Origin of the sequence: Marinomonas balearica (assembly GCF_004362145.1) — a bacterium.
GTDB lineage: Bacteria > Pseudomonadota > Gammaproteobacteria > Pseudomonadales > Marinomonadaceae > Marinomonas > Marinomonas balearica.
On record NZ_SNXC01000010.1, the window covers coordinates 210,838 to 226,729 of the forward strand.

Annotated in this window: 11 protein-coding genes; 7 read left to right on the forward strand and 4 right to left on the reverse strand. The window is 42.8% G+C overall.

Annotation, left to right across the window (positions count from 1 at the left end; all coding sequences use genetic code 11):
* Positions 1-58 precede the first annotated feature (58 nt).
* Positions 59-1,207, forward strand: a complete 1,149-nt coding sequence (locus tag DFP79_RS06130) for an ABC transporter substrate-binding protein (protein ID WP_243730213.1) — start codon at positions 59-61, stop codon at positions 1,205-1,207.
* 95 nt (positions 1,208-1,302) lie between these two features.
* Here DFP79_RS06130 and DFP79_RS06135 read toward each other — a convergent pair whose 3' ends face one another.
* Entirely contained in the window at positions 1,303-2,520 is a 1,218-nt protein-coding gene (locus tag DFP79_RS06135; RefSeq protein ID WP_133503057.1) for a multidrug effflux MFS transporter, read from the reverse strand.
* Positions 2,521-2,941: 421 nt separating this feature from the next.
* Between DFP79_RS06135 and DFP79_RS06140 the strand changes: the two genes are divergently transcribed.
* Positions 2,942-4,180: a sensor domain-containing phosphodiesterase gene (locus tag DFP79_RS06140; protein WP_133503058.1), complete on the forward strand. Its 1,239-nt coding sequence runs from the start codon at positions 2,942-2,944 to the stop codon at positions 4,178-4,180.
* Positions 4,181-4,246: 66 nt separating this feature from the next.
* Here the strand turns inward: DFP79_RS06140 and DFP79_RS06145 are convergent, their stop codons facing one another.
* On the reverse strand, positions 4,247-5,920 hold the full coding sequence (locus DFP79_RS06145; RefSeq protein ID WP_133503059.1) for a glycosyl hydrolase family 79 N-terminal domain-containing protein: 1,674 nt from the start codon (positions 5,918-5,920) through the stop codon (positions 4,247-4,249).
* Between the two features lie 263 nt (positions 5,921-6,183).
* Between DFP79_RS06145 and DFP79_RS06150 the strand changes: the two genes are divergently transcribed.
* Both DFP79_RS06150 and DFP79_RS06155 read left to right on the forward strand, forming a co-directional pair.
* Entirely contained in the window at positions 6,184-7,500 is a 1,317-nt protein-coding gene (locus DFP79_RS06150) for a DUF3422 domain-containing protein (protein WP_133503060.1), read from the forward strand.
* A gap of 145 nt (positions 7,501-7,645) precedes the next feature.
* Positions 7,646-8,323 (forward strand): anti-sigma factor, encoded by a 678-nt coding sequence (locus DFP79_RS06155; RefSeq protein ID WP_133503061.1) that lies wholly within the window; start codon positions 7,646-7,648, stop codon positions 8,321-8,323.
* 129 nt (positions 8,324-8,452) lie between these two features.
* Here the strand turns inward: DFP79_RS06155 and trpA are convergent, their stop codons facing one another.
* Both trpA and trpB read right to left on the reverse strand, forming a co-directional pair.
* The gene (gene trpA, locus DFP79_RS06160) at positions 8,453-9,241 is read right to left on the reverse strand and encodes a tryptophan synthase subunit alpha (RefSeq protein WP_133503062.1); all 789 of its coding nucleotides are present in this window, start codon (positions 9,239-9,241) and stop codon (positions 8,453-8,455) included.
* A 3-nt stretch (positions 9,242-9,244) separates the two neighbouring features.
* Positions 9,245-10,510 carry a tryptophan synthase subunit beta gene (trpB, locus tag DFP79_RS06165; RefSeq protein ID WP_133503063.1) on the reverse strand — a complete coding sequence of 422 codons (1,266 nt, stop codon included), beginning with the start codon at positions 10,508-10,510 and terminating at the stop codon, positions 9,245-9,247.
* A 172-nt stretch (positions 10,511-10,682) separates the two neighbouring features.
* Here trpB and DFP79_RS06170 point away from each other — a divergent pair, with 172 nt between their 5' ends.
* The 3 genes from DFP79_RS06170 to DFP79_RS06180 all read left to right on the forward strand — a co-directional run bounded on the left by DFP79_RS06170 (position 10,683) and on the right by DFP79_RS06180 (position 15,889).
* Positions 10,683-11,234 (forward strand): TetR/AcrR family transcriptional regulator, encoded by a 552-nt coding sequence (locus DFP79_RS06170; RefSeq protein WP_166637657.1) that lies wholly within the window; start codon positions 10,683-10,685, stop codon positions 11,232-11,234.
* A 301-nt stretch (positions 11,235-11,535) separates the two neighbouring features.
* Positions 11,536-12,399 carry an isocitrate lyase/PEP mutase family protein gene (locus DFP79_RS06175; RefSeq protein WP_133503065.1) on the forward strand — a complete coding sequence of 288 codons (864 nt, stop codon included), beginning with the start codon at positions 11,536-11,538 and terminating at the stop codon, positions 12,397-12,399.
* Positions 12,400-12,871: 472 nt separating this feature from the next.
* Positions 12,872-15,889, forward strand: a complete 3,018-nt coding sequence (locus DFP79_RS06180; protein ID WP_133503066.1) for a PAS domain S-box protein — start codon at positions 12,872-12,874, stop codon at positions 15,887-15,889.
* The last annotated feature ends 3 nt before the right edge of the window (positions 15,890-15,892 follow it).

Genomic DNA, 15,892 nt, shown 5'->3' on the forward strand with positions numbered 1-15,892 from the left:
AAATAAAGATGCTCAGAGCAATTTGATTAAGCACACCAAAAGATACATGGAGTTAATTTTGTTAAGTGTATTTGGCTTTTTAGTGTCTGGCATTTTAGCATTGTTTCAGCCCTTACACGCAGCGCCGGTTTATTTTTCCAATGGAATCAATGAAGAAGAACCATACGCATTTCATGAGCCACCAACATCAGGCCGGAGCGGAATAGAAACAGCGTTAGAAGTAAGCCCTGAACGCACGCTTCATATTCAATCTACACTTGATATTGAATCTTTTGAGCCACTCTTAAAAGAGTTTGTGAAACGCAACCCAGATGTCAAAGTTGCCTATGAAGACATCAATACACTGGAACTCTATCAAAATTTATTAGACGAAAAAGCGAATTCTAACGCCAGCCTTATCATCAGCAGTGCGATGGATTTACAACTGAAGTTAGTCAATGATGGCTATGCTGAGCGCTATTCTTCATTTGAAACAGATAAGCTTCCTTCGTATGCCAAATGGCGTAATCAAATTTTTGCCTTTTCTAAAGAGCCTGTTGTGATGGTCATAAACCGCGCGCATTATCCAGGGGCAACGTTTCCTGATGATCGAGAATCGTTATTGGCTTCGATTCGCCTAAACGATACTGCGTTTAAAGGAAAGATCGGAACGTATGACATTCGCACTAGCGGTGTTGGGTATCTGCTTGCAAGTCAAGATGCACGGCAAGCTGATACGATGTGGGGAAGGTTGATTGAAGCATTCGGCAGTCATGATGTAAAAAGCTACTGTTGTACGGGTGACATGATCGACGACGTTGCCGAGGGAAGCCTGATCGTTGCCTACAATTTGTTAGGGTCGTATGCGGCACAGCGAGTCGAGAAAGACCCTCGCTTAATGATGGTGCTACCGAAAGACTATACGTTAATGCTTATGCGCACTGCATTAATACCAAAAGGCGCTAAGAACTATGAAGATGCAGGTCGATTTTTAGATTTTATCTTGTCGAAAGATGGGCAAGAAATAATGTCTTTAAAAAAGCTGTTGTATCCAATTTCAAGCGTTAAAACAGACTCACAAAAAGTCTTTGCTATGCCATTAGGTCCGACCCGTGTGATTGAATTAGATCAACAATTGCTTGTTGGGAGAGATCTCATTAAACAACAGCGCTTTATAGAGGGTTGGCGGTCTGCTCTCGAAATAAAAAAAGAGAGCAAAAATGAATAGAATATTCATACTTACTCTCTTTTTTCGCTGAGCTAAATTTACGTTTTACCGGGCTTCAGCAAAGTGGCTGCTTTTCGTTAGGAAGCCGCGCTTGCTTAAGCTGCTTTGACTAGCTGGCTTTTTCTCGTAAGCGTTATCATCACAAATATCAATGAAATCAAGCTACAGAAGGTCATCGCTAAAATCATGGGTAAAGGTTCAGAGTCCATATAAGGGCCTAAAAGTGCGACAAATGTTGGACCGACCGCAATTTGTAATGTTCCTAATAACGCCGATGCCGTGCCCGCAATATGACCGTGGTTTTCCATCGCCATAATAGACGTTGTTGGGATGACCAAAGCGACCGACGCGCTGGCGATCATATACAGCCCCATAAAGAAAAAGAGTGAATCTAAGCCCGCCAGATAACCAAATGCCATGGTTGCCATGGTCAACGTGCTCACCCAAATCCCGCCTTTAATGATGTTTTCGATTCCAAATTTTTGGCACAGTCTCGCGTTCATTTGAGCTGAGCAGAAAAATACCGCAGCATTTAGTCCAAATGCGAGGCCGTATTGTGTTTCCGTAAGTTGGTAATGTTCGATCAATACGAAAGGCGAATTAGCAAGGAAAACAAAAAAGTTTGCCAAAGCAAAGCTGCTGGCAAGAACGATACCCATGTATTGCGAATCTTTCAGCAAAACAAGGTAGGAGCCTAACGTACTTCCTTGATGAGGCACCGCTTCACGCTTTTCTCTAGAATAGCTTTCATTTAAGCCAAAATAGATCAAAATAAGCCCAAGTGCCGCGCAGATTGCGATAATGACAAACACTGTACGCCAGCCCGATAAGGCAATGACACTGCTGCCCACCAAAGGCGCTAGAATAGGGGACACGCCAAATACCAGCATCAACAAAGACATCATCTTAGTGGCATCTATACCCCTATACAAATCACGAACGATCGCACGAGCTACAACGATACCCGCGGCAGCGCCAATGCCTTGCAAGAATCGAAAGGCGATGAGCATTTCGAGTGACGCCGCATAAACACAGCCAATGGTTGCAAGTAAGAATATGCCCATTCCAACGTACAGCGGCGGTTTACGACCCACTTTGTCGGAGATTGGTCCATAAAACAGTTGTGAGACACCTTGTGCAATGAGAAACGCAGTGAGACTCAATTGTACATCCTGAATGCCCACCATAAAGGTTTGCCCAATCTTCGGCAGTGCTGGTAAATACATGTCAATTGCGAATGGGCCAATTGCGGATAATAATCCGAGTATTATGGCTACCTTGTAGAAACCTACTTTATCTGTTTCTGTGCTCATAGATTCTCCCTAGTGGTGTATAAACAATGTGTCTAATAGTTGAGAAGAGAGAGCCGATTCTAAGTAGTACTCTCCAATAAACTGCAATTTAAACAGTGTGCAATTTGAGGGTTCAATGAATATTTCAAGCTCAATTTCAACGTCCGAGCACATTGTAACCGTGAAAAATGAGGAAAAAAGGACAAATGACCTGAATTGCATTTTTCTCCTTTTTTATTTGTCCTAACCTTTCTTAACTCCTTTCCTTTATTTCACTACAAATCATTACTGCTGGTTTTAAGTTCGTGCGCTTTACTAAAAAGATTAATTTGCCGTTTCGCTATGTGATTTTTGTAGAAACGTATGCATGAAATGACGATGGCGCAGTTGTGGTGTTAGTCCTAAATTCACGATTAACGCCGAATAGTTAAGAAGGGTAGGTATGAAAACAGGGCTTCAAATAAAAGCAGATCTATTACAACAGATCACACATTCCGATGAGGTCACGTTCAGCGACAGTACTTTGTATAAGTTGCTGGAAACCGTTCGCTGTGAGCTGTCGATGGAAGTGGCGTTTATTGCACAATTTGAAGGCAACGAAAGAATTATACTTAAGCTCGCCAAATCACCTGATTGTTCGGCTCCAATATACGAAGGTTTCTCAGCGCAGCGGGAAAAAAGTTATTGTCAGAAAATAGCGGATGGAGAGTTGCCCAATATTATTCAGAACACCGCATCACACCCCATTGCCAAGTCACTTATTGCAACTAAGGTTCTTTCGATCAAAAGCTATATCGGCATTCCCCTTTATCTTTCTAATGGTGAACTTTTTGGTTCATTTTGCTGCTTTAGCAGTCAAGAAAACCCAAATCTTGCGGAACAACATGTCTCTATTTTGTCTATTTGTACTCAATTTATTGTTGGTGCTCTTGAACGACAAATTCAACAGGATGCGTTGTGTGTGAAAATTGCAGGTCATATCGATCAACTGGAGGTTGATGGTCTTCATCAAATGGTTTTTCAGCCCATTACTGATACGGTCAGACAGAAGGTGGTTGGGGTTGAGGCCTTATCTCGTTTTGGCAGCAGTAATGAGAGAAGCACTCAAGAGTGGTTTGATCAAGCTACATTTGCAGGAGTAAATGAAAAGCTGGAATTACGAGCGTTACAACAAGCGATTAGCATATTGGACAAGCTCCCTGACGATGTTTATCTATCGGTAAATTTGTCTAGTTGTACTCTTCAAAACCCTTCTTTTTGGTCGGTTATCGAGTCGATCCCCTTGTCACAGCTGAAATTTGAAATTAACGCAAACATTCCAATAGACGCTGTTGAAGTTGTCGCGACAGACATTTTCAAACTCAAACAACGAGGGGCGAGGGTGGCCTTGGACGACGTTGGAATTGGGCACAATTACTTCAAGTTAATACAAGCTACACAGCCTGACTCCGTTAAATTGAAGAGATCATTGATGTGTTGTATCAATGATGATTTAGCACGAAAAACCTTAGTGTCCGCGCTGGTGTCATTTGCTTCAGAGCTAAGCATAGTCGTAACAGCAAAAGGGGTGGAAACGAAAGAAGAGTTGCTCACGCTAATGGAACTCGGTATTTACTGTATTCAAGGTTTCTATTACGCGAAGCCGCTTTCACTAAACGATCTAACTAAGATGCTTAAGTAACCGCTCATAGTCTAGCAACCATTTCAATAGGTGTTTTTCCGCACATTAAAAGAGCATGGCTTTACGTTACTCATCTTCCTTGGTGAATGGAGCCTCCTTTGCTAACGAAATGACGTTAACTGGTGCAGGTGTAGGAACTGTATCAGGTTTGATTTCTTCATCTGAATAAAGCGGAATGACGTTATTAATTTTGGTAGGGGCAGGTAGAGCTGGATACGCTTCAGTGCTTGCGCTGTTATTCGTTTCTTTTTTTGTCGTTTGGTGTTCGAAGCACCAAAAATTAATACTGTATGGGCTCACTAAGTTTAACTTCGAAAGCTTAGGAAAATCCCGTAACTTAATTTTTCCGTTATTAAATTTGGGCTTGGCGCCGTTTATACGAACTTTTTTGGAGGTGAGCGATGCGGCAGTGATTTCGAATCGCTTTTTCTTTGCTCCAAAATCATGACAGAGTATGCGCTTTGGCTTCGACGTCATATTTATGATGAGTAAGGTGCATTTGCCTTCTTTTTTTGCACTGTGACAATAGACCTGGATATCGGGGTCGAAACATTCAACTTGGTATACCTCTTGTCCCATTAACTTCCCCCAAAGCCAACTCACCCAATAATCTGGGTTGGGCTTGAGTGTTTTGCGGTTGATAAGGGCGTAATCACCGCCAATGAGACTTTGGCGTACCATAGTCGTTTGACCAAGCAGTGCGCCTCTCCCTAACTGGTCAGCCCACCAAAAACAGGAAGCAAAGCGGTCTGACAGCTTTGCTTGGCCACCGCATTGGGCGGATCCGGTTTCGCCTGTCCAAAGTGTGGCGCTAGGCTGGTGTTTGTCACGCCAACGAGCTAGTTGACGAGCGTATTGTTCAAAATCATCTAACGAAGAAGGAGCGATAACTTTTTCTAATGTTGCCGTTCGCGTTCGCACAGGGGAGCGCTTGCTTTGAAATGGGTAATAGTGCCAATCGATTATGTCTAACCGCTCTTCCATATTGGCTAGAAGGTGTGTGGTAATGTTGGAAAAGGGGCGGATTGTTTCGCCCAGTTTTGGCCAAAACGCACTGCCAGGGCCTGCGATACGAGAATCCGGAGACACCATTCTGACCAGACGACAAAATCGGTCATAGTCTTTAGCGAGCTTGTTGGCAGAAGGTTGGGAGCGAATACCATGAAACGCCCAATATGCATTCAGTTCGTTACCGAGTTCACAGACGTCAATTTTATAACCCTTCTGACGACAATATTGTAATAACCCCAGTGTTTCTTCAGGCAGCCAGTCGCCATGTTGCTTACGATTAAAAAGACCATACTTAAACGTGAACATAAAGCCGAGTTGGTTGCGCTCTACAAATTGATGCAATGAGTCCCAAATTTGTTGGGTAATGATCAGAGGATCTGGCTCCGAAGGCGTATGCTGGGCTGTAAAATAATGGACTTTATCGGCCTCTGATCCACCCACTCTCAAGTATGCTGGCCCCAAAGCTTGTACCAATAGATCCAGTTTTTTTTGGCTCAGGTCGATGGGGGGGACGCGCTCTGTACCCAATCCATCTTTTGTTTTTTGGCTGCCTTCCCACCAAAAACCTCCCGCCACAACTGAAATATCAATCGAGAAGGATAAGTATTTTTCTTCTACTTTCTGGACGGGGGTTAACGATTTTAATGTAACAAGAGCGGTCTTGTTAGATCGATTAAGCTTGCTCAGTTTACTCTGAACTGGCTTACGTCTAAGTCTCAATGAAAGCAAAAGACATTCTCCTTTTTACGAGGCCGAAGGCCCTTCTTTTTAATTGCATGACAAGCGACTTATTCGAGATTTTTCAAAGCCATTATTTTAGATAAGTGTGCTTTTACAGATAAAATCTACCTTCTCAGAAAAATATGACAGCGAAATGACGATTTTATGAGAGTAATCTCGCAGCAATTGTGCACTTGGGTTTGAATTTTTTCCAAAAGATAGGCATAAAGAACATTATTTTTAATGATTCTGAGACGTTACGACGCAAAATAATGACAATAACAAATCCATACCAGCTCTCTATACACCCTCAGCGAGACGCGCTTTACGCCGAACTTCATTCAAGACAATTTCAGGTTATTAAAAGCCCGTCGCGTGTTAGCTATCTGGCCATTATGTTGGACTCGGAAGGAAAATTAGCGGATTTTTTGCATTTCTGTGATTTGTTTCGTCGCTATGGATTGGTTCCACCAGCAGAGGATGGAGCCTGTCTAGAGTTTGAAATAAATGACATCCGCATAAGGCGAGAAACTCACTCAGAGTTTGTGTCGTATCTTGTAATTAATGAAGGTGGCCCCTTCTTAAGAGACCCTTTTGCAACTACATCGCTGCAAACTCTGCCGCCAAATTGGGTTGCTAATATGGTGGGGGTTGTGGTCGCGGCATTTCATCTTGCGGTTGAAGATGCGCGCGAACAACCTGAACCCGAATTGGCCGAAGTAAAATCTTTCTTTGAAGGCATGCGACTTGTCGGTAGCCAGCCACAAAGTGGCGACGCACAGCTCTGGACAAGCTTTCAATTACACAGTGATGGCTGTGGACGTTTTCTTGTTTACAACCGTAATATGAGTGACAGCCAATTAGGTCGTATGGTTCGAAGAATCATCGAAATTGAATCATATCGTTTGATCGCACTGCTTGGTTTGCCTATGGCAAGAGAATACAGCCGACAATTAAGCTCAATGGACGACAAGCTGGCGTCTATGACGTCATTATTAAGTGAAAATACGCTGAAGCAAGATGAACCTGAATTGCTTGCAAAGCTCATCGATATGGCTGCGTGGGTTGAAGATGCCCGAGCAAAATGCACGTACCGTTTCAGTGCGACGATTGCCTATCACGAGCTTGTCCTTAAAAGGCTGCAAGAGCTTAAAGAAGACGAAGTATCTGGACACCTAACGCTTACTGAGTTTATGACGCGTCGTTTAACGCCCGCGGTTCGAACGTGTAAAACGACAAATGAACACCTTGAAAGCCTATCCACACGAATCGACCGTGTTTCCGACATGATGCGCACCAAAGTAGAAATGTCGATTCAGGCTCAGAATCAACACTTACTTGCATCAATGGATCGGCGTTCTAAAATACAATTAGCGATGCAACATACTGTAGAAGGTTTGTCCGTAGCGGCGATAAGCTATTACAGTGTTGGATTGGCAAAGCATTTGATAGAAGCTGTTTATGACCAAGGCATTGATTTTGATAAGAGTCTTGTTGTTGGTCTGTCTGTACCATTGATTGTTGGTGCTGTATGGTTTACAACTAGAAGAATACATAAAGGGTTCCTCAAGTTAGCAAAAGGCCAATAATAAGCCCGACCCAAGCCTGAAAAGAGTGCTGCGATAAGTCCGTTGGCCTTGGCCAGTACAGGATGTTTTTATTGAGGGTACTCTTGACTCATTTTGCCGCTTGAATAATAAAATCCAACAGGGCGTAATAATAGGTCATTAGCCAATGAATAATGATAAAAAACACAAGGACAGTCTACTAGCCGCTGAGTATGCAGCGGGTATCCTTTCAGCGTCAGAAGCACTTGAATTTGAACGCCGTTTATCTACGGATGCGTCATTAACGGGCGAATACGAATATTGGGTTGAGCGTTTGGGTGATATTTCCAGTCAATCCGCTGAGCCTATGTCTCCCGACGCGTGGCGTTCTCTTATACGAAAAGCCATTGAAGAAGATGACAAAGTGAGTATTTTGCCGCGAACACGTTTTAAAACGAGGTTTACTTGGCTACTTCTAATGGTCTTCTTTATCACGCTTGCTATTTGGTTAGTATCACCGACTCAGTTTAAAGCGAAATATCAGACACAACTTGTTGCGGTTGAAGAAGGGGTGAAGTTGAACGTTCAGTTTGACGATGTGACAGATCGCATACGAATTTCGCCGATTGAAGGCCGCGTTGCTGACGACAAAGATCTTGAGCTGTGGGCGATTGTTGGGCGAGATGATCCCATCTCTTTAGGGGTTACGGATCTATCTGAAACTCAGATCAAAGCAATTGATCCTGCGATCGTCAATAGCATCAGTGTATTGCGTGTCATTATAACGGAAGAAGCGAAAGGTGGCTCTCGTTCTGGCGTACCAAATGGCGAGTTAATGGCGGTTGGATACGTTCAACCTAGATAGTCTTTCCCTCATATTGATGTGGTGGTTAGAACTGCTACCACGGTATATGACGGAGTGGGTATCCAAAAGATAAGGTTGGTAGAAGAGATTTGGGTTTACCCCGTTAAGAGCAAACCCAAATTTTGAATGTTAATGACTAAACAGTTCCTTAAATAAAGCGATTCCCGTTTCTTGACCGCCTTGGTTGTAAGCATCTAACAAAGCCGAGCCCAGAATGGCGATATCGGCATGACCTTCGAGCTCTTTTATTTGCTCTCGTCGGCGCAATCCAAATCCAACGCCCAATGGCGCACTTGAATCGCTTTTGATCGAAGCAAGGTAATGTTGAAGCTCGGTTTGCGCACCTTCACCCTCGTGATTGGAATTTCCCGTCACTCCAGAGCGGGCCACACAATAGAGAAAGCCTTGAGCATTTGATGCAAGAAATGCCATCCGATCCTTTGGTGTTACGGGTGTAACCAACCAAACCGGATCTATGCCGTGCTTGTCACAAGCCGCTCTTAATCCACCAGCTTGCTCATACGGTAAGTCAGGTAGAATCAGCCCTAAAATGCCTTCTTCAGCGCATCGCTCAACCAGTTTATCTAAGCCGTATCGATACATTGGGTTCAAGTAGCTCATCAATACTAAACGGCTTTCAGGGTAGTTTTTAGCTAATTGGCCAATATCCTTAAGACACTGCTCAACGGATAAGGTTTGTTCTAGTGCCTTGTGGCAGGCGGCAACGATTGTTGGGCCATCGGCAACAGGGTCTGAAAAAGGGAACTGAACTTCGATAAAATCCGCGCCGTTCTCCAGTAGAGTGCCCATCCACGTTAAACTCTCTTCAACGGTCGGGTACCCATAAACAACGTGAGTCATAGACAGAATGGGTTTGGACTCGCGTTTAGCGTTTATGTAGTTTGCTAATTGACTCATTGTCTATGCCTCCTTTTCTGTTTTTTTAATCAACGTATCTTTTTCGTAGTCTTCTAAGTAGTCGTTTAAGAAGTCAGGGAACGTAGGGTCTTGCAGTGCTTTTGCGACGTTGAAAATGTCTTTATCACCACGACCAGATAAGTTAATGACGATGTGAGTGTCTTTCGACATCGAAGGCGCATCTTTAAAGGCGCCTGCTAATGCGTGAGAGGATTCAAGTGCAGGGATAATGCCTTCATTTTTCAAAAGTAACGTGCAGGCATCGACAACTTCATCGTCCATAGCGTAGGTCATATTGATGCGGCCTTCTTTCGCCAAGTGCGCGATAATAGGAGAGACACCAACGTAATCTAAACCGGCGGAAATAGAATGGGTTTCTTGAAGTTGCCCCGCATCATCCTGAATAAAGATGCTGGCAAAACCTTGGGCAATGCCCGGTGTGCCTAAATTATGGGACAAACGAATAGAGTGCTCACCCAGCTTTGTGCCTTTACCGCCCGCTTCGACACCCACCATTTCGACGTCTTTGTCGTCTACAAATGGAAGGAACAATCCGCAAGCGTTAGAACCGCCACCGACACAAGCGTAGAGTTTATCTGGGTATCGACCAAACTGTGCCTTACTTTGCTCTTTGACCTCTTCGCCGATGACAGACTGAAAGAAGGCCACCATTTCAGGGAATGGAGCACAGCCACAGGTTGTTCCGATTAGGTAATGGCTGTCTTCGTGAGTCGAAGACCAATCTCGTAGTGCTTCGTCTAATGCGTCTCTTAGTGTTTGGGATCCTTCTGTCACAGGAACAACAGTCGCACCTAATTGCTCCATCCAGAAGACATTCGGGTATTGGCGTTTTACATCTTTTGCGCCCATATAAATGGTGCATTCCAATCCTAAGCGAGCACAAACGAGGGCGGTTGCGATACCGTGTTGCCCTGCGCCTGTTTCTGCTATAACGCGTTTTTTACCCATGCGCTTAACAAGCAACCCTTGGCCTATCACATTGTTCATTTTGTGTGCGCCAGAATGGTTTAAATCTTCACGTTTTAAGTAAATCTGCGCACCACCAAAATGCTCTGTTAAATTTTTACAGAATGTAAGTGGCGTAGGGCGACCTGAGTATTCTTGCCATTGTTGCTTTAGCTCGGCGATAAAGGCTGGGTCATTCTTCGCTTCTTCGTAAGCGTTCAGAATCTGTTGTTGGCTGGAATAGAGAATTTCGGGAATGTAGCTTCCACCAAACTCGCCGTAGTAACCATTATCGCTTTGCATCTTTGCATCCTCTGTTTACGAAAAGATCTATTTATTAACTAAACGGTATAGTTAATTTAATCCCTCTTTTAGTTTTCGTCAAGCCACTTTACGTGAATTTTTAGCGCGGCGAGGGGAGAGGAATCGTGGCATAATGTGTGCTCATCATTTTTGTATTTTCAGTAGAGTAGTTATGGCACGAGGACGACCTTCCAAAAAAGGGCTGATCGCAAGCGCAGCTCAACGCCTATTTAATAAAGCGGGCTATCAAGGAACCAGTATCGATCAGGTCGTTGTAGAGGCTCAGGTATCAAAGCCGACTGTTTACAGCAACTATTCGTCAAAGTTATTGTTGTGGCAGGAAGTGCTGCAATCTGTGATTGATGCCAACCAAAAGGAGCTGGAAGAACAGCTTGATATGCTTGTATCCACTAAAACACCGTTTGCTCAAGGGTGGGTTTCTATCTGGGGTAATTGGGTCGACAGTCAAGATAGGCTCGCCGTATATCGAATTCACTGGGGAGAAAGCCACAAACTCACAGACGATGAATTAGCGTTGTTTAAAACGTTTGAAACGCATCTTGAGTCGGCACTCGTTAACTGGATGGCGTTTCATAATGTCCCCGAAGAAAAATTCTTCACGTTAAATGCTGTTGCTAAAGAGTCCTGTTTAATCCGTAGATTGTCCAAATATGACAGATCGGATTCATGTCAGTTACTCAAAACGGTTGAGTTATTAGCATAATGTAATTTAGCGCGTTCATGTCATTTTACATTCAAATTTCTGCTGTAGAGTTTTAGGCTTCTGTAAGTATTGAACATCTCCAAAACTTGATTTTATCTCGCAATAAACTGACCATAGAGTCAATCTATTCGTTGTAAAATTCCAACATAATGTCTCTTAGTTAAGATTGAATCAAATCATTGCCTCTTCTGGGGTGAGATATGTTGTTAAATTAGATAAAATTACGTTCAGTTCGCAATAATTTCGTTTGTAATCAGCACATCACCTACACATCAAATGTGTGGTTTTCAGGAGTATCGGAATGGCAACCCCTTCCCAGCATGACCTTCGTAAAGGTTTTCGCGCTTTGTTAGAAAGCGATCAATGTTACTATACAGCTTCAACATTTGACCCTATGTCTGCGCGAATAGCGGAAGATTTGGGATTTGAAGTGGGAATTTTAGGGGGCTCTGTTGCATCGTTGCAAGTTCTAGCGGCACCGGACTTTGCCCTGATCACACTTAGTGAGTTTGTAGAGCAAGCGACTCGAATTGGACGCGTTGCACGTTTACCTATCATTGCAGATGCCGATCATGGTTACGGTAATGCGCTTAATGTTATGCGTACGATCGTAGAGTTAGAGCGCGCAGGCGTTGCAGCTCTTACTATTGAAGATACCTTATTGCCAGCAAAATACGGTCATAAATCCACTGACTTGATTCCGTTAGAAGAAGCCGTTGGTAAGATTGAAGCCGCGCTTGAAGCACGTATTGATCCAGCGATGTCAATCATTGCTCGTACAAATGCGGGTCAGTTAACGACAGAAGAAACCATAGAACGCGTAAAAGCTTATGAGGCTGCAGGTGCTGATGGCGTGTGTATGGTGGGCGTAAAAGATTTTGAGCATCTAGAAGCGATCAGCGCACACGTTAATATCCCACTTATGCTGGTGGCGTACGGTAACCCAAAATTAGCAGATCGAGAGCGATTGGCTAAAAATGGCGTGCGCATTGTCGTCAATGGACACGCTGCTTACTTTGCCGCTATCAAGGCGACTTACGATTGTCTGCGTGAGCAACGTGGTATCGAAGAAGGTACATTAAGTGCCTCTGAGCTTTCAGTTCGTTACTCTACATTAGATGAAAGCCGTGAATTTGCCGGTCGATTTATGGATGTAAACGAGTAAATCCTCACGTTCTCTTCTTCCCCTCACGCGCTAGTTTCGAAACTGGCGCGTGATCTTTCCTTACCTATAAAACCTCCAGTTTTCCTACTTCTAAATTAGAATTTGCTCTAATTTTTATGAATAGGCATTTCGCTTTTTGTAAGACAATTAGACCATTCATATCTTTTTTATATCGCATACGGTTATGTGATTTTCACTCTCTATTTCGACTTTGATATTCCAAGCGTATTTGTAAGGTTAAGTGACACTTTGATAACTTAATTTGAATATATGTCGTCTCTCGTAAAGGCCCATTGAATAATGGGGGTTATAGTCTAGTCTTTCAAAATAAGCAGATAGTTCAATTACTTAATTTCATTAAAAGCTTTGGGATTAATATTGATAATTTTTGATATAGAGCAAAATGCTACGAAAGATAAATGGATTAATTTTACCGATATTTTGCTCATATTTTTTGTAGAGAGTTATTTATATGTCCCTTGATAAAGCGAATTTAAACCACATCGCGAACGAACGGCTGGCCTCTATTATTAATTCGTCAGATGACGGTATTATGAGTAAAACATTAGAGGGCATTATTACTAGCTGGAACCCTGCGGCCGAAAAAATATTTGGGTATACTGAAGAAGAGGCGGTTGGCCAGCCAATGCTGATGATCATACCCGATGACAGAAAGCATGAAGAAAAGACCATCTTAGATAAAATCGCCCGGGGTGAGAGAATTGAGCACTTCGAAACGATACGGATGAGAAAAGACGGCACATCGGTGATTGTTTCTGCAAGCATATCGCCGATTTATGATACAGAGGGAAATGTGTGTGGCGCGTCTAAAATTGTACAAAACATCACTGATAAAATAGCAGTACGAGAAACTCAGGCAAGGTTTGCGGCTATCATCAATTCGTCAGATGATGGAATAATGAGCAAAACACTAGACGGTATTATTACCAGCTGGAACCCCTCAGCAGAGCGAATTTTTGGCTACAAGGAAGTTGAAGCAATTGGCCAGCCCATGCTTATGTTATTTCCTAAAGATAAAAAACACGAAGAAAAAAACATTTTAGCCAAAATTCGTAAAGGGGAGCGTATCGATCACTATGAAACCGAGCGCGTGCGAAAAGATGGTAAACTCATTAACGTTTCGGTCACGATTTCACCTATTTTGGACATCAATGGAGACGTGTGCGGCGCCTCAAAAATAGTACGAGACATTACCAAACGTATTGAAACTGAAGAGGAGCTTCGTCGTCATCAGGAGCACTTAGAAGAACTGGTTGTATTGGCGACCTCGGAAGTGAATGCGATTATCCAAACTGCGGTAAATGGGGTAATCAGTATCGATGAAAAAGGTACGGTTCATTTATTCAACCCAGCAGCAGAAAAGCTTTTTGGTTGGAACGCTGACGAAGTAGTAGGTAAAAATGTATCAATGCTCATGCCTGAAATGGTTGCTAGGCACCATGATGGTTTCTTGAAGCACTATATCGATACAGGTGATAAAAAGATTATCGGCATTGGACGAGAGATCGTCTGTCTTTGTAAAAATGGCGACACATTTCCCGCGCATTTAGCGGTGGGTCATACGAAGCTTGCCAGCGGTACTCACCTTTTTGTGGCTTTTATTGCGGACATTAGTTTGCAAAAAAAAGCAGAACACGAACTGTTAATGGCGAAAAAGAATGCGGAATTAGCGGCAGAAGCAAAGACGAATTTCCTTGCAAATATGAGCCATGAAATTCGCACGCCGATGAACGCAGTAATTGGTTTTTCCGAAATAATTTTACAAGATGAGAAACTGTCTTCCGAATCTCGAAAATACGCTAAGACTATTTTAAATTCAGGAAAGAATTTACTCGCGATTATTAACGATATATTGGATTTTTCTAAAATTGAAGCCGGAAAAATTCAAATAGAAAACATTTGCTTTAACCTTATAAACACGGTAGCAGAGTCGTTTAAGACGGTTGAAAACAGTGCTTTAGAGAAAGGACTGAAGCTTAGTTTTAAATATCACAATGAACTCCCAAAATATTATATTGGTGATCCAACGCGCTTACGTCAGGTGCTTTTAAACCTAATAGGAAATGCAATTAAATTTACCGAAATTGGTGAAGTATCTGTTTCCATATCTTTAGAAGAAGACTCTCGTCTTTTACATTTTGTCGTGACCGATAGCGGAATAGGGATGTCTCAAGAGCAAGTCGATAAAGTATTCGAATCCTTTACGCAAGCGGATAACAGTACAACAAGAAAATACGGTGGTACCGGGCTTGGAACCACAATCAGTCGACAAATAGTAGAGATGATGGGAGGCCGGATTTGGGCGGAAAGTCAGAAAGGGGTTGGTTCGGCGTTTCATTTTACAATTGATTTTCCGGTGGAAAGTGATCCAGAACTTATAGCCCAATCACTGTATAGCGATGAAGCGTCGGTTGAAAGTCTTGCTACCCCGCGTTGTTTTAATGTCTTGCTTGCTGAAGATATTCCAGAAAATGCCTCACTTGTTACATTGCGATTGGAACAGTTAGGCAGCAGCGTTACTTGGGTGAAGAATGGTCAAGAAGCATTCCTAGCGTACCAAGAAAGGGACTGGGATATTATTTTGATGGATGTGCAAATGCCTGTATTAGACGGCGTTGGGGCGACGAAAAAAATCCGGAGCGTTGAGGAAGAAAGCAGTAACCATATTCCTATTATTGCTCTCACTGCAAGCGTAATGGAGGAAGATAAAGAGCTATGTCTTCAGGCTGGTATGGACAGAGTGATAGGAAAGCCAATTGACTTTGAAAAGCTATTGCGGGAAATAGAAAAAGTGATTCCCGAAGGGAAGGGTAAGCTGAACAGTGATACTTTGATAGCCTATCATTCCCCTGAAGTCGAAGTTGATTTTTCTCCATTGTCATTCACTGTAGATGTGAAGAAGGGTTTGGCCTCTTGGAATGATCCACTTATATACGCACGAGCTTTAAAGGATTTTGCTGACCAACATGCCAAGGATGCTGAAATTATTTATCAATTGTTACGTGAGAATAACAATGACCTCGAACCGGCCCACAGAGTCGTACATGCTTTGAAAGGTCTTTCTGGGAATTTGGCACTAGAGGATGTGTTTAAATACACAGATTGTCTAAATGATGAACTTAAACATTATCGTGAGGAATCAGCCCTTACGTTGATCAAAAATCTAGACCACTCACTTAAACAAGTGGTATCTGAAATTACCTTGTTACAAATTCCAGAAAGCCAGAATAGTAAAATCAAGCAGGCGTTTAATCCCGAAAAAATTAAGTCTCTATTGCAGTTGCTTGTTGAGAAAATAGATACGTTAAACCCTGATGAAGTAGAGGGTGTCCTCTCTAAGCTAGAAAGCTATGTCGATAAACAAGATCTTAACCCTATTATCCAACAAATTGAGAATTTTGAGTTTGATTTGGCTAGAGCGAGAGCATTAGAACTAGCGGATAAAGTAGAGATAGATTCAAAGGACTAAACC

Excerpts from the sequence above, each read along its gene's own strand:
- DFP79_RS06135 (WP_133503057.1), bottom strand. The coding sequence starts at position 2,520 with ATGAGCACAGAAACAGATAAAGTAGGTTTCTACAAGGTAGCCATAATA.
- trpB (WP_133503063.1), bottom strand. The coding sequence starts at position 10,510 with ATGCAAAGCGATAATGGTTACTACGGCGAGTTTGGTGGAAGCTACATT.
- trpA (WP_133503062.1), bottom strand. The coding sequence starts at position 9,241 with ATGAGTCAATTAGCAAACTACATAAACGCTAAACGCGAGTCCAAACCC.
- DFP79_RS06140 (WP_133503058.1), top strand. The coding sequence starts at position 2,942 with ATGAAAACAGGGCTTCAAATAAAAGCAGATCTATTACAACAGATCACA.
- DFP79_RS06155 (WP_133503061.1), top strand. The coding sequence starts at position 7,646 with ATGAATAATGATAAAAAACACAAGGACAGTCTACTAGCCGCTGAGTAT.
- DFP79_RS06175 (WP_133503065.1), top strand. The coding sequence starts at position 11,536 with ATGGCAACCCCTTCCCAGCATGACCTTCGTAAAGGTTTTCGCGCTTTG.
- DFP79_RS06180 (WP_133503066.1), top strand. The coding sequence starts at position 12,872 with ATGTCCCTTGATAAAGCGAATTTAAACCACATCGCGAACGAACGGCTG.
- DFP79_RS06170 (WP_166637657.1), top strand. The coding sequence starts at position 10,683 with ATGGCACGAGGACGACCTTCCAAAAAAGGGCTGATCGCAAGCGCAGCT.
- DFP79_RS06150 (WP_133503060.1), top strand. The coding sequence starts at position 6,184 with ATGACAATAACAAATCCATACCAGCTCTCTATACACCCTCAGCGAGAC.